Below are 13637 nucleotides of genomic sequence, written 5' to 3'. Positions count from 1 at the left end.
GGCCGCGCGATGTCAAACCAGGTCGGTCGGGCACAGCCCCGCGGTGAACAGAACCTCGCGCGACAAGGCGCGCAGATGGCCGCGCATGACGATGGCGGCCTGGTCTTCGTCGCGGTCGCTGATCGCTTCGGCCAGGGCGCGGTATTCGTGCATCGCCCGCTGCCGACGGTCGTCACCGACCGGCCAGACGGGCCATAGCGGCGCCAGCCGCGTCCGCAGGCCGGCGGCCAGTCCGCCCAGTTCGGCATTCTTCGTCAGCCGGCAGATCCGGTCGTGCAGATCCAGGCTGGCCTGGCGGAAGGCGTGAGGATCGGCCTCCTCGATCCGGTTGACCAGATCCTCCAACGCCTGCATCTCGGCCAGGGGCGCCCGGCGCGCGGCGAGCGTGGCGCACAGCGCCGAGATTTCCCCCAAAGCCTCGAACTGGTCCAGCAGGGTGGTCGGATCTGTGCTTCTGGAAGGGTCGGGCGACATGATGGACCCTGTTGGATTGCATCGGCCGGACTTATACAAGCGCGGGAAACAGACAGGTTTAGGAATTCCCATGTCCCTGCGCAGGACCGAGGCCGTGCTGGCCCGTTTCGGCTTCGACCGATACATGCTGCTGCTGGTGCTGACCGTGGTGCTGGCGACCGTTCTGCCCGCGCGCGGAGCCGCGGCGGTCCTCTTGTCGCATGTCACCTATTGGGTGATTTCGCTGCTGTTCTTCCTGTACGGTGCCAAGCTGACCACGGCGACCATCCTGGCGGGGCTGGCGAACTGGAGGCTGCAACTGTCGGTGCTGGCGCTGACCTTCGTGCTGTTCCCGATCCTGGCCCTGGCGCTGAAGCCCCTGTCGCTGATCTGGCTGCCCACGGCCATCGGCGCGGGGATCCTGTATATCGGCTGCATGCCGTCCACGGTGCAAAGCTCGATCGCCTTTACGGCGGTGTCGGGCGGCAATGTCGCGGGGGCGGTCTGCGCGGCCTCGCTGTCGAACCTGATCGGGGTGGTGCTGTCGCCCCTGCTGTTCGCGCTGCTGATCCCGCAGGGATCGGGCTACGGGATCGAGCCGTCCGCGATCTGGAAGATCGTCCAGCAGATCCTGCTGCCCTTCGCCCTGGGCCAGCTGTGCCGCCCGCTGCTGGCGGGATGGCTGGCCCGGCACCGGACGGCCACGACCATCGTGGATCGCGGGTCGATCCTGCTGATCGTCTATGCGGCCTTTTCGGCAGGGGTGGTGGCTGGCATCTGGCAGGTGATGTCGGCCCCATCGCTGGCGATCCTGCTGGGGCTGTGCGCCCTGCTGCTGGCGGCGGTGATGGGGGCCGCGATGCTGATGGCGCGCGCGGCGGGGCTGGATCATGCCGACCTGATGGCGGTGCTGTATTGCGGATCGACGAAAAGCCTGGCGACCGGGCTGCCGATGGCGGGGATCCTGTTCGCGGGGCAGAACATCTCTCTGATCATCCTGCCGCTTATGCTGTTCCACCTGCTGCAACTGGGCGTCTGCGCCGTGATCTCTCAGCGTGTGGCGGCGCGGCTGGAACCGAGGGCCGCCGAATGATCCCCGCGCCCCTTGTCGCCGTCATCGCCACCGGCGGCACCATCGCCAGCCGCAAGAACCCGGACGGGTCCAGCACGCCCAGCCTGGACGGGCAGGCGCTGCTGGACCGGCTGGGCGATCTGCCGCCGGTCAGGCTGCGGCCCGTCGATCTGTTCGCCAAGGATTCCTCGGCCCTGACGCTGGCCGACATGCAGCGGATCAGCGATGCCGTGGGCGCCGAACTGGGCACCGAACCGGGCGGCGGGGCGGCGGGCGTCGTCGTTCTGCACGGCACCGACGCGATGGAGGAAACGGCGCTGCTGCTGGCCTTGCAGCATCCCGGCGCGCCCGTGGTGCTGACCGGCGCGCAATTCACCGACGATCATCCCCAGGCCGACGGTCCCGCGAACATGGCGGCGGCGATCCGCGCGGTGCTGGACGGCGGGGGCGTAAGGCTGGCCTTCGGCGGGCGGGTGCTTCCCGCCTGGGGGCTGGTGAAATTCGCCACCGACAGCGCCGACGCCTTTCGCCTGGCGGCCGATGCGGCGGCGCCCGATGCGGCGCTGACCGCACCCGTCGGCGGAATCCGCGTCGATCTGGTGGCCATCCATCCGGGATGCGATGCGGCCCATATCGACGCCAGCCTTGCGGCGGGCGCGCAGGGGATCGTGCTGGCCGCGCTCGGATCGGGGAACGCCACGGCGGCGGTGACCGATGCCGTGGCGCGCTGCGCGGCGGCCGGGGTTCCGGTGGTCCTGTCCAGCCGGGTGCCGATGGGGCGGCTGGCCGCCAGCTATGGCGGCGGCGGGGGCGGGCACGACCTGGTGCGCGCGGGGGCGGTGCTGTCTCCGGTGCTGCGGCCCGGCCAGGCGCGGGTGTTGCTGGCCGCGCTGATCGCTGCGGGGCAGGTGGACCGGGCGGCGGCGCTGCTGGGTCAGGCGGCGGCGGGCGGCGCCGGATAGGTCACGCTGCCGTCCGGGCCGATTGCCGCGCCGGGGGTCGGGGTGGCGGCGGTCAGCCGCCCCTGGGCCATGATGTGCCAGACCTCGCGCCCGGCGGCGATCAGCCAGTCGGCGACGATGCGGCGGTGGCAGCGCCACCAGACGGCCTCGGAACACATGATGGCGCAGCGCCGCCGGGCGCTCCAGTCCAGCAGAGCGTCCAGCCCGTTGCGGAAGGCCGGGGTCAGCGCATGGTCGGCATAGTTGTGAAAGCTGGCGTTGCGCCACAGCGCATTGACCTGCGGCGGGATCGACTTGACCCGCCGCCGCCGCCCGCCAAGCGCGGCCAGATGGCGGTATTCGATGCCATGCGCCGCCAGCAGGGGGGCCAGGGCCGCCTCGTTGAAGCCCGGATTGCTGCGCGACATGGGAAAGGCGCGCACATCGGCCAGCCGCGACACGCCAGCGTCGCGCAGCATCGCGATCACCTCGGACGGGTCGCGGTCGGAATGGCCGATGGTGAAGACGGGCTGCACGCGTCAGATCCGCTGCAGGGCGCTGCCCTTGTGCGCGGCGATGTGGTCGGTCCTGTCGCTCTGGATCTCGTATTGCGGATCGTCCTCGGACGCGCGTCGGCGATGCCCCTTGTAGTCGAAATCGCGTGTATGGATCCTGGTGATGCGGCCGGTGACATGGCCCGCCTCGGAATTCCAGCGGACGTGATCGCCGACCTTGAACCTGTCTGGCATGGCTTTTCCCTTGCGGCTTCCTGCGGGCCCGAGATGCCCCGCCCGCTTGGGTCAACGGCCGGATCCCGGCGCGGGTTTCCCCCGATGCCGCCCCGCGGACGGCGAACTGCACCGCGAACCGGCACCCGCGCCTGCCGCCTTCCCTGGGGAAGGTAATCTCAGGGCGCCGACAGCTCGATCCGCCAGCCGCCCGAGGCGTTGACCTGAACGCGATAGGTGCCGGGCGTCTCGATCAGGAAATGGCCCATCCCGGCGCCGCCGTGATGCAGGTTCTGGACGACGGCGCCCGTGGCGTCGTCCAGCAGATAGGCGACCAGGATCGCGTCGTCGCTGGCGAAACCCAGCGTCCGCGGCCCTGTGACGGTGAACGGCCCGGCCATGCCGCTGCCCTTGCCCTGGAAGGCCGTGGCGCCAGGCAGGGGCAGGGCGTCGTAACAAGCCAGCCGCGCCGCATCGTCGGGAAGGGCGCGGCAGGCGGCAAGATCAGCCTGGGCGGCAGCCGCTGCCCCTCCGGCTGCCAGGATCGCCAGCCAGATCACCAGTCGACCGGACATCCCGTGCAGTTCTCCATGTGGACGCCTTCCCAGATGGTGAAGCGGTTGGTGTTGTCGCTTAGCGTCGCATTGGCCAGGTCGGCATGATAGAACTTTGCCTCGGACAGGTTCGCGGCAACCAGCGTGGTGCCGACCAGCCGGGCCTTGCTGGCCCAGACGGCCTCCATCGACACGGCGGTCAGGTTCGATCCGCTGAGGTCGATCCCCGCCATCCGCGAATAGTCCATGTCCGCCCCGGTCAGGTCGGCCTGACGCACCGTCGCGCCTTGCAGATAGCTTTCCGACAGATCGGCGCCGCGCAGGTCCGCCCCGGTCAGGGTCGCGCCCTTCAGCAGCGTGCCGTGCAGGTTCGCCCGCACCAGCCGCGCGCCGGTCAGGTCGGCGCCGTTGAGGTTCAGGCCCGACAGATCCTGATGGCTCAGATCCGCGCCGGGGCACAAGGCGCCGGGCTTCAACTCGCAGCCGTTGATGGTCTGCGGGCCGTCGGGGCGGTCGTCGCTGTCCACGATGATCGGGTAGCTGGTGTCCGGCGCGACCTGCATGGGATCGGCCAGCGCCGCAGGGGCGGATGGCGCGGCCAGCAGCAGGGCCAGGGCGATGGAATGGCGATGCATGGGTCTTTCCCCGTGAAGACGGGCGGGGGCGCGATGCCCCCGCCGCTTGGTTATTCGGCCGAGGCCAGCAGTTCGTTCGGGATCTCGAAGACCCAGAAGGATCCGCCCTGGCTGACTTGGGTGGTCAGCTGCGCCATGTCGCCGCCCCACAGCGGCACCGCGCCGCCATAGCCCGAAGCGATGCCCAGGTATTGCTTGCCCTCCTGTTCCCAGGTGATCGGGCTGCTGACGATCCCCGACCCGGTCTGGAACTTCCACAGCTCTTCGCCGGTCTGGGCGTTGAAGGCCTTGACATAGCCGTCCGAGGTGCCGGTGAAGACCAGGTTCCCGGCCGTTGCCAGGGTGCCTGCCCACAGCGGGAATTCCTCTTTGTGTTCCCAGACCTTCTCGCCGGTGGCCGGGTTGAAGGCGCGCAGCGTGCCGATATGGTCGTCATACAGCCGCTTGATGCGGAAGCCCTGGCCCAGATAGGCGGCGCCCGCCTGATAGGTCACGTTTTCCGTCCAGTAATCCTCGGTCCAGTTGTTGGCGGGGACATAGAACAGGCCGGTGTCGCGAGAATAGGCCATCGGGTTCCAGTTCTTGCCGCCCAGGAACGGCGGCGTGACCTGGATCGTGGCGCCCTTCGTCTCGCCCTCCTCGGGCAGGGGCGGACGCTGGCCCTCGACCTCGATCGGGCGGCCGGTTTCCAGGTCGATGCCCTTGGCCCAGGTGATTTCATCGACAAAGGGGAAGGCGTTCAGCAGCGCGGTGGGCTTGTTGATGTCGGTGCCGCGTTCCGCCAGCTTGTCGGTATCGGTGACATAGAAGAAGCCGTTGCGGTCGGCATGGGCGCCGGCGCGATGCGTGTTGCCGTCCTTGTCGGTATAGTCGAACAGGATGATCTCGTTGTTGCCGGAAAAGTCCCAGGCGTCGTTCGGCGTATGCTGATAGAAGCCCACGACCTCGCCGTTGGACGGATTCACATAGGCCTGCCCCGAGGTATAGAGGCTGTCGTAATCCTTGAAGTTGCCGTCCTGCGACCGTGCCCAGGTGTTCCAGGGCGCCGGGTTGCCGGTGCCCACCACGATGGTGTTCGTCTCGACATCGAAGGCCGCCGACTGCCAGGGCGCGCCGCCGCCGTGGTGCCAAGCCTCGACCTTCGAGCCGTCGGGATTGACCGGCCAGCTGGCCGCCGAGGGATCGCCGGTCGGCGTGCTTTCCGCGCCCGCCAGCGTGCCCTTGTGGCCTTCGACGAAGGGCCGCATCCACAATTCCTCGCCGGTGTCGGGGTCGCGGGCGTAAAGCCTGCCGATGACGCCGAATTCGTCGCCCGAGCTGCCGTGGATCAGCATCACCTTGCCGGTCTCGGCGTCCTTGATGATGGTGGGCGCGCCCGTCAGCGTGTAGCCAACCTTGTGATCGGCGAATTTCTCGCGCCACTCGACCTTGCCGGTGTCCTTGTTCAGCGCATAGATGCTGGCGTCCAGGGCGCCGAAGAACACCTTGTCGCCATAGATCGCGGCGCCGCGGTTGATCACGTCGCAGCAGGGGCGGATGTCGTCGGGCAGGCGGGCCTCGAACTTCCATTTCCGCTCGCCGGTCTTGGCGTCGAGCGCCCACATCCGGCTGTAGCTGCCGGTGATGTAGATGGTGCCGTCATGGACGATGGCCTGGGTTTCCTGGCCGCGCTGCTTTTCGTCCCCGAACGAGAACGCCCAGGCGGGACGCAGGTGCCTGACGGTCTCGGCGTTGATCTGGGTCAGGGTCGAATACCGCTGGGCGTTGTTGCCCATGCCGTACATCAGCACGTCCCCGGTCGTCTCGTGGTCGTTCAGGATGTCTTCCCAGGTGACATCCTTGGCCATGGCGGCGCCCAGGCCGCCCGCCACCAGCAGCGCCAGGGCGCTGACCGACGGGATGATGAAAGATTTGCGCATTCTCTCCTCCTTGATGGCAATCTTGGTCTTGGGTCGTCTGTCAGACGCTGCCGCCGATGACGGGCAGGGCGTTGATCTCGTGCTGGCGCCACTGCTGGACGGCGGCGCGGCGGTATTCGGCGGGATTGGCGGCCAGGGCCGCGAAGGCGGGCATGGGACCGGTGGCCAGGGCCTCGGCGGGGGACAGGCCAAGGGCTGCGGCGGCGTGCATGCGGGCGGCGAAGGCATCCAGATAGGCCAGGGTCTGCGCCGCCGCGCTGCTGTCGCGGTGGAAAGGGCCGTGGCCGGGGATGGTGCCGGTGACTTGCAGCGCCGACAGCCGCCCCAGCGACCCGCGCCAGGTGGCGATATCGGCATCGGGAAAGCTGGGCGCGCGGTCCAGGAACAGCAGGTCGCCCGCGATCAGCGTGCCGGTCGTCTGGTCAATCAGCGCCAGGTCGGCCTGGCTGTGGCCCGCCATCGCCATCAGGCTCAGCCCGCGCCCGCCCAGGGTCAGCGCGCCGTCGCCCGCCGCGACCTGGGCGGGCAACGGAGCGGTGCCCTGCATCCAGGCGCCGAGGATCCGGTACAGCCCGTCCGCCAGGGCCTGCGCCCCGGCGGCCTGCGCGGCGATGGTGCCGGGCAGGGCATGGATGGGGCGGTCTGCAAAGGCCTGGTTGCCGAACCAGTGGTCGGGGTGGTGATGCGTGTTCAGCACCGCCGCCACGCCGCCCAGCCGCTGGTCGGCAAAGGCCCGCAGCGCCGCGCCGTGCCGGGCGGTGCCGCCGGTATCGACGACCACGGCGCCTTCCGGCGTCTCCAGCATGGCGACATTGCCGATCGCCCCGCCATTGCCGCGGGTGATGCTGTCCTGCGCGCCTTCGAACAGCCACAGCCCGTCCGCCACCTGCCGGGGCGCCAGCAGATAGTCCGGCGCGGCGCGGGCCGGGATCGGCAGCAGCGTGGCGGCGGCGGCGCCCAGAAGGGCCTGGCGGCGTCCGATCCTCATGCCGCGACCTCGCCGGAAAAGCGGAAGCCGCTGGTGTCGCGCGCGGCGATTCCGATGGGGCCTTGCGCCAGATCGGCGGGCAGCAGGAAGGTCAGGACCGGGTTTTCTTCCAGCGGCTCGTGGATCTCCAGCCGGGCGATCCGGTCGCCGCGCATGTCGGTCAGGGTCAGTTCGGTCAGGTGATGGGCGGGCACGCCGTCGGCCAGGCCCGTATCCATCGGATGGCGGATGCCGACGCGCAGCCGGCCCGTGTCGGGCCACAGCCGGGCGCGCATCTCTCCGAAACCGTCCTGCCAGTCGGGGCGGGCATGGGTGACGGCGGGGGCCGAACAGCCGCCGCCCATCGCGTCGATGAAGGCCCCGCCCATGATCCAGTCCCCGCCCGCCAGGGCCGAGGCGCGGATCGGTCCCGCGATCTCGTATTTCACGCCGAATCCCAGCAGGGGCAGGGCGCGGCCGGGGTGAAAGACCAGGGCCAGCGGGAAGGGGCTATAGTCGATGGTCACGACCATTCGTTCCACCGCGCCCAGCCCGGTCGCATCGGCCAGGATCGGGACGTGTCGCGCATCCTCGGCGTTACGCGGGGCCAGCAGGCGCAGGCCGGGATCGCTGCGCCAGGTGTCCGGCGCGCCCAGCAGGTCGGCGCGGTGCATGTCCCACATGCCGCTGTCCAGCGTCTCGGGCCGGGTCAGCCCGCCGCCGAAGGCGGCAAGCCCGGCGCCGCCCCCCGGCAGCCTGTCGCAGAGGATCGCCGGCACGGCCCCGCGTCCCGTCAGTTCCGCACGGCGGCGGTCAGGGTTTCGATGGCCGCCTTCACATGCGGCGGCTGGGACGACAGCTGCCAGGCGGCCTCGTCGAAGGGCGTGATCGCGCGGGGCGCGCCCGACAGCGGCTCGAAGCCCTCGCCCGCCGCCGCCAGTTCGGTCGCAAGCGCGGTGGCGGCCGAATGATCCTCGGCCACGGCGGCCAGCCTGTCGCGCAACTCGGTCAGCTTGCCCTGCTGCTCGGCGATCTCGACATCGTCAGCCCGCGTTTCGATATAGGTGCGGATCGCCCAGATCGCCTGCTGGTTCAGGATGCCTTCGAAGGGCGGCATCTTCACCGCGCCGTTCTGTTCATAGCCGTGCAGGATGCGGTCCAGGAACCACTCGTCGCCGAACTCGTTGGCCTCCAGATAGCGCAGATCCGGCGCCAGCCCGCCCGAGATCGCCTCCAGCCCGTGGCAGCGCGCGCAGTTGCTGTTATAGCCCTTGGCGCCGACCTCGACCGCCTTGAACAGCACCTCGGGCGCGGCCTCGCGCCAGGGGTTCTCGGCCGCCATCTCGGCGGGCAGCTCGGGCAGGCCCGCGGTGTCCACCGCCTGCGGGGCGGTATCGCCGTGGCCAAGCGCCGCCACCGTGCCCAGGACAAGGCCGAACCCGGCCAGGATCGTCGCGTTGCGCATCAGTTCTCCCCATTCGTCGCGTTCGGCACAGGATCGAAGCGCGGGCGGATTCCGGCAATTCTCCAATGGTCGGCCCGACGCGGGGGGTCTTAGGCCGAAGGTCGAATTGGTGGCCGGGCGGGGGCTGTGGAAAGCTGGAGCGATGAACATGCCGCGCCTGATCCCGGCCGCGCTGATCGCGCTGATGCCGCTTGCCGCCGGGGCCGAACAGGTCTTCGACCCGGCCACCGGGCTGCGGATCGGCGCCTATCGCGCCCCGGTCCCCGACCAGGTGCCGGGGGGGCGGGTGGTGGATACCGGGACGGTGGCGGCGATGGCAGAGGCGGGCGCGCTGCTGATCGACGCGATGGCGGCGCCGGGCCATGCCATCGCCCCGGACGGCGCGTGGATCGTCGCCGAACCCCATGACACGATCCCCGGCGCGCAGTGGCTGCCCGAGATCGGCCGGGGACGACCCGACCCGCGCATCGCCGCCGGTCTGCAAGCCTCGCTGGCCGGTTGTCCCAAGACGCGGCCCATCGTGCTGTTCTGCAAGACCGACTGCTGGATGAGCTGGAATGCCGTCCAGCACATCGCCGCCTTGGGGCATGAGGAGATCGGCTGGTATCCCGGCGGCGTCGACGACTGGGCCGGGGACGGCCGCCCCTTGCGGCGTGTCGAACCGCTGCCGCTGGGCGCCAGCCTTTGCGCCGTGGACGGGGCGGCCCCCGCTGTCCTAGACTGACCGAAACCGCCAAGGGCACCCGCCATGACCCAGATCCCGCCCCGCCCCATCGCCTCGGTCCTGATCGTCGAGGATCACCCGCTGTTCTGCGACGCCCTGTCGATCACGCTTCAGATCGTCGGCGGCATCAGCAGCGTGCGCACCACCAGTTCCATCGCCGATTGCCTGCGCCAGCTGGCGGCGGGGCCGCAGCCCGACGCGGTGTTCCTGGATCTGAACCTGCCCGACGCCGATGGGCTGGACGGGCTGCTGAAGGTGCGCAAGGCCGCGCCCGATGCGGCGCTGCTGATCGTGTCGTCGCTGACCAGCCCGGCCATCGTCAATGCGGCGATCGAATTCGGCGCCTCGGGCTATGTGCCCAAGCACAGCCAGCGGCAGGTGTTCCAGGACGCGCTGTCCCGCATCGCCCAGGGCGGGATCTATCTGCCCGAGGGCTTTGCCCCCGCCGATCCCGCCGCCGCCCGGCCGCTGGCCCTGACCCGCGACCGGCTGGACAGCCTGACCGCCCAGCAGTCGCGGATCCTGTCGCTGATTTCCGAAGGCAAGCTGAACAAGCAGATCGCCCATGACCTGGACATCGCGGAATCGACGGTCAAGGCGCATGTCACCGTCATCATGCGCAAGCTGGGCGTGCAGACCCGCACCCAGGCGGTGCTGGCCGCGCAGGCGGCACGGTTTGACAGCCTTGCCGCGCGGTGACATCCTTTCCGCCTGGATAGGGGCGGACGGGCAAAGACATGGATGGAGGGGATCCGGCCGCCGACCCGGCGCGGGCGGCAGCGGACAGGACGGGACGCGCGGGGGCCATCCTGCGCCGGGCGCAGGCTCCTGCGGCTGATCCCGGCGCGGCGGCGCGCCTGGCGTCCGACCTGGGACCGGATCTGGCGCTGGCGCTGCTGTTCGTGTCGCCCACGGCGGATTTCGCGGCGACCATGGCCGCCGCCGCCCGGGCCTTCGGCGCCACGCCCGTCCTGGGCTGCACCACGGCGGGAGAGATCGCCGGCGGCTATGTCGAGGACCGGATCATCGCGGTGGGCTTTCCCGCCGGCGACTTCGCGGCCGAGACCATCGCCGTCCCGGATCTGGACCGGATCGAGCCTGCCGCCCTGATCGACGCGATGATCCGCGCCCGCCAGCGGCTGGGCGCAAGCCATCCGGGATTTGTGCACGAATTCGCCTATCTGATGGTCGACGGCAGCACGCTGCGCGAGGACGCGCTGATGGCGGTGGTGGGACATGGGCTTGGCCCGGTGCCCCTGTTCGGCGGATCGGCGGGGGACGGGACGCGCTTCGGGCAAAGCTACCTGGCCCAGGGCGCGCGGGTCCGCACCAATGCGGCGCTGCTGACCTTCCTGCGCACCCGCTGCCCGATCCGGGTCTTCAGCTTCGATCACCTGGACGCGGGGGCGGGCCAGATGGTCGTGACCGGCGCCGATCCCGCGCAGCGCCGCGTGTGCGAGATCAACGCCGCCCCCGCCGCCGTCGAATACGCGCGCCTGCTGGGCAAGCCCGCCGGGCAGCTGGATCCCTTCACCTTCGCCGCCCATCCGCTGGTCGTGCGGGTCGGCGGGCGCTATCACGTCCGGTCCATCCAGCGGGTCGAGAACGGCACCGACCTGGTGTTCTTTTCCGCCATAGACGAAGGCGTGGTGCTGACGCTGGCCACGCCCCGCGACATCGCCCGGTCGCTGGAATCGAACCTGGCGCGGCTGGCCGACGCCGGGCCGGTGGACAGCATCCTGGCCTGCGACTGCATCCTGCGCCGGATCGAGGCGCAGCAGAAACAGCAGACCCGCGAGGTGTCGCAGGTTCTGGCGCGCCACAACGTCACCGGCTTTTCGACCTATGGCGAACAGTTCGGGGCGATGCATGTGAACCTGACCATGACCGGCGTCGCCATCTATGCGCCCGAAGGGGACCGCTGATGGACAACCTTGTCGATCCGGCCGAGCCGCTGGATGTCCAGATCGCCCGGCTGAAAAAGATCAGCGCGGTGCTGATGCGGCGGGTGGAAACCCAGACCGACCGGGACGGCGCCGCCTATTCGCAGTTCGAACGCGCCGTGGTGCTGGAGGATCAGGTCCGCCGCCGGACCGGCGAACTGGAACGCGCGCTGCGGCTGCTGAACGAATCCAACGCCAAGCTGTCGGCCGCGAATGCCCAGATCGAATCCGCGCGCCGCGATCTGGCCAGCGCCATCGAGGCCGTCCAGGAAGGCTTTGCCCTGTTCGGCGTCGACGACGTGCTGCTGCTGTTCAACGGCCGGTTCTGCTGGCAGATGCCCGATGTGCGCGCCGCGCTGCATCCGGGGATGCGCTTTGCCGACTATATCCGCGTCGTCAGCCGGTCGCCCATGCTGCGCCTGCCCTCGGGCCACACGCCCGAGGACTGGGCCGCGACACGGATGCGGCGGCACCGGCGCGATCATGTGATCTTCAACCTGGCGCTGACCGACGACCGCTGGATGCAGGTCTCGGAACACCGCACCGCCAATTCCGGCACCGCCATCGTCCAGACCGACGTGTCCGACCTGATGCGCGCCGAACGCGAACAGCGCGAGCGGCTGCTGGACAACCAGGGCCGCATCATCCGCGCCACGCTGGATCATCTGGCCCAGGGGGTGGCGATCTTCGACGCGCAGGGGCTGCTGGCGGGCTGGAACCGGCGGTTCCGCATCCTGACCGCGCTGCCGCCGCAGACCTTCACGCTGGGCACGCGGTTCCAGCGCGTCACCGACCTGCTGCTGCAATCCTTCCGGCTGGCGGACGGCGAATCCGCCGCGCGGATCGCGGGCTGGATGCAGGACCGCGCGGCGCCCGAGGCGCTGTTCTTCGAACTGGTCCAGCAGGGTGGCACGCTGACGCTGGACGGCTTTGCCCAACGCCTGCCGGACGACGGCTTCGTCGTGTCGCTGACCGACGTGACCGCCGAACGCGACGCCCTGCGCCGCCTGGCCCGCGCGAACGAGGAGCTGGAGGCCCGCGTCGCCGCACGCACCGATGAACTGCGCGACGCTCTGGCGCGGGCGGAACGGTCGAACGCGTCGAAATCGCGCTTCGTGGCGGCGGCCAGCCACGACCTGCTGCAACCCCTGTCGGCGGCCAAGCTGTATCTGTCGGCCGCCGATGCCGCCGGGACCAACGCCAATGTCCAGAAGGCGGGCGAGGCGCTGACCAATGTCGAGCGCATCATCGAGGCGCTGCTGGACATCTCCCGCCTGGACACCGAGGAGGAGCAGATCCAGCAGGGCGATCTGGCGCTGAACGACATCCTTGCCTCGCTGGCGTCCAGCTTTGCGCCGGTGGCGGCGGCCAAGGGGCTGCGCTTCCGGGTGCGGCCGACCGGCGCGCATGTCATCAGCGACGGGCTGTATCTGCAACGGATCGTGCAGAACCTGATCTCGAACGCGATCCGCTATACCGACCGGGGCGGGGTCTTCGTGGGCGCCCGCCGCCGGGCCGACCGGGTCAGCATCGAAATCCGCGACAGCGGGCCGGGCATCCGCGACGAGGACCGCGCGGTGATCTTCCAGGAATTCCGCCGTCTGCACCGCCGCGCCTCGGCCAGCGAGGGGATGGGGCTGGGCCTGGCCATCGTCGAACGCGCCTGCGCCCGGCTGGGGCACGGGCTGGATCTGGTGTCGCGTCCGGGGCGGGGCAGCGTCTTTCGCGTGACGGTGCCGCTGGCCGCCACCGATCCGGGGCCGCGCCAGGACGACGGCGATCCGCGCCACCTGCCGTCCCTGGCCGGGGCGGGGCTGCTGGTCCTGCTGGTCGACAACGACCATGAGCTGCGCCGCGCGATGGTCGCGCTGCTGGAAGGCTGGGGGATCACCGTGCTGGATGCCGAAGGCCCCGACGACGCCATCGCCCTGATCGACGAGATGGACTTCGTGCCCGACGCGATGTTGATCGACTATCAGTTGAACGACGACGTGGACGGGCTGGATCTGGCGGCGATGCTGCGCAAGCGGTTCGGCTGGCGGCCCGCGCGAATCATCTCGGCCGACCGCTCGCCCGCCTTGCGCGAACGCTGCGCGCGGATGGGGCTGTTCCCGATGCCCAAGCCCCTGGATACCGAGGCGCTGTATCATTTCCTGTCCAACGTGAACCCGGCCATTGCCTGACTTGTGATCCCGCCCGGCCGCGGCGCCCGGAACGCTTGGCCCGCCCTGCCGTT

Annotated in this window: 15 protein-coding genes; 6 read left to right on the top strand and 9 right to left on the bottom strand. The window is 70.1% G+C overall.

Annotated elements, in window-relative coordinates:
• Positions 1-12: 12 nt before the first annotated feature.
• Entirely contained in the window at positions 13-474 is a 462-nt protein-coding gene (locus tag ACTJI6_RS06130; RefSeq protein WP_440798775.1) for a GntR family transcriptional regulator, read from the bottom strand.
• Between the two features lie 70 nt (positions 475-544).
• Here ACTJI6_RS06130 and ACTJI6_RS06125 point away from each other — a divergent pair, with 70 nt between their 5' ends.
• A complete protein-coding gene (locus tag ACTJI6_RS06125) occupies positions 545-1546 on the top strand; it encodes a bile acid:sodium symporter family protein (protein WP_440798773.1) in 1002 nt (333 codons plus the stop codon).
• Entirely contained in the window at positions 1543-2487 is a 945-nt protein-coding gene (locus tag ACTJI6_RS06120) for an asparaginase domain-containing protein (protein WP_440798771.1), read from the top strand. Before ACTJI6_RS06125 ends, ACTJI6_RS06120 begins: the two co-directional genes overlap by 4 nt.
• Here ACTJI6_RS06120 and ACTJI6_RS06115 read toward each other — a convergent pair.
• The 8 genes from ACTJI6_RS06115 to pedF all read right to left on the bottom strand — a co-directional run bounded on the left by ACTJI6_RS06115 (position 2460) and on the right by pedF (position 8734).
• Positions 2460-3002: a DUF488 domain-containing protein gene (locus ACTJI6_RS06115; protein ID WP_440798769.1), complete on the bottom strand. Its 543-nt coding sequence runs from the start codon at positions 3000-3002 to the stop codon at positions 2460-2462. The genes ACTJI6_RS06120 and ACTJI6_RS06115 overlap by 28 nt on opposite strands.
• Positions 3003-3005: 3 nt before the next feature.
• Positions 3006-3215 carry a DUF2945 domain-containing protein gene (locus ACTJI6_RS06110; protein WP_440798767.1) on the bottom strand — a complete coding sequence of 70 codons (210 nt, stop codon included), beginning with the start codon at positions 3213-3215 and terminating at the stop codon, positions 3006-3008.
• Positions 3216-3373: 158 nt separating this feature from the next.
• Positions 3374-3769, bottom strand: a complete 396-nt coding sequence (locus tag ACTJI6_RS06105; RefSeq protein WP_126155417.1) for a hypothetical protein — start codon at positions 3767-3769, stop codon at positions 3374-3376.
• Positions 3751-4383, bottom strand: a complete 633-nt coding sequence (locus ACTJI6_RS06100) for a pentapeptide repeat-containing protein (protein WP_440798764.1) — start codon at positions 4381-4383, stop codon at positions 3751-3753. The genes ACTJI6_RS06105 and ACTJI6_RS06100 overlap by 19 nt, the downstream gene beginning before the upstream one ends.
• Positions 4384-4433: 50 nt before the next feature.
• Positions 4434-6302, bottom strand: coding sequence for a PQQ-dependent methanol/ethanol family dehydrogenase (locus ACTJI6_RS06095; RefSeq protein ID WP_440798762.1), 1869 nt, complete (start codon positions 6300-6302; stop codon positions 4434-4436).
• A 40-nt stretch (positions 6303-6342) separates the two neighbouring features.
• Positions 6343-7290: a quinoprotein relay system zinc metallohydrolase 1 gene (locus tag ACTJI6_RS06090; protein ID WP_440798760.1), complete on the bottom strand. Its 948-nt coding sequence runs from the start codon at positions 7288-7290 to the stop codon at positions 6343-6345.
• A complete protein-coding gene (locus ACTJI6_RS06085; RefSeq protein ID WP_440798758.1) occupies positions 7287-8048 on the bottom strand; it encodes a quinoprotein dehydrogenase-associated SoxYZ-like carrier in 762 nt (253 codons plus the stop codon). Before ACTJI6_RS06085 ends, ACTJI6_RS06090 begins: the two co-directional genes overlap by 4 nt.
• Before the next feature lie 14 nt (positions 8049-8062).
• Positions 8063-8734 carry a cytochrome c-550 PedF gene (gene pedF, locus ACTJI6_RS06080; RefSeq protein WP_126155414.1) on the bottom strand — a complete coding sequence of 224 codons (672 nt, stop codon included), beginning with the start codon at positions 8732-8734 and terminating at the stop codon, positions 8063-8065.
• Positions 8735-8876: 142 nt separating this feature from the next.
• Between pedF and ACTJI6_RS06075 the strand changes: the two genes are divergently transcribed.
• The 4 genes from ACTJI6_RS06075 to ACTJI6_RS06060 are packed head-to-tail and all read left to right on the top strand — an operon-like array spanning position 8877 to position 13584.
• On the top strand, positions 8877-9458 hold the full coding sequence (locus tag ACTJI6_RS06075) for a rhodanese-like domain-containing protein (RefSeq protein WP_440798756.1): 582 nt from the start codon (positions 8877-8879) through the stop codon (positions 9456-9458).
• Positions 9459-9482: 24 nt separating this feature from the next.
• Entirely contained in the window at positions 9483-10157 is a 675-nt protein-coding gene (locus ACTJI6_RS06070) for a response regulator (protein WP_126155412.1), read from the top strand.
• Positions 10158-10195: 38 nt separating this feature from the next.
• Complete coding sequence (locus ACTJI6_RS06065) at positions 10196-11383, top strand: FIST N-terminal domain-containing protein (protein WP_440798754.1); 1188 nt, start codon at positions 10196-10198, stop codon at positions 11381-11383.
• A complete protein-coding gene (locus ACTJI6_RS06060; RefSeq protein WP_440798752.1) occupies positions 11383-13584 on the top strand; it encodes a PAS-domain containing protein in 2202 nt (733 codons plus the stop codon). The genes ACTJI6_RS06065 and ACTJI6_RS06060 overlap by 1 nt, the downstream gene beginning before the upstream one ends.
• The last annotated feature ends 53 nt before the right edge of the window (positions 13585-13637 follow it).

Source organism: Paracoccus sp. 22332 (assembly GCF_052045125.1).
GTDB lineage: Bacteria > Pseudomonadota > Alphaproteobacteria > Rhodobacterales > Rhodobacteraceae > Paracoccus > Paracoccus haematequi_A.
Note: the sequence above shows the minus strand (reverse complement) of the source record. Positions and strands in the feature narration are given on the sequence as shown.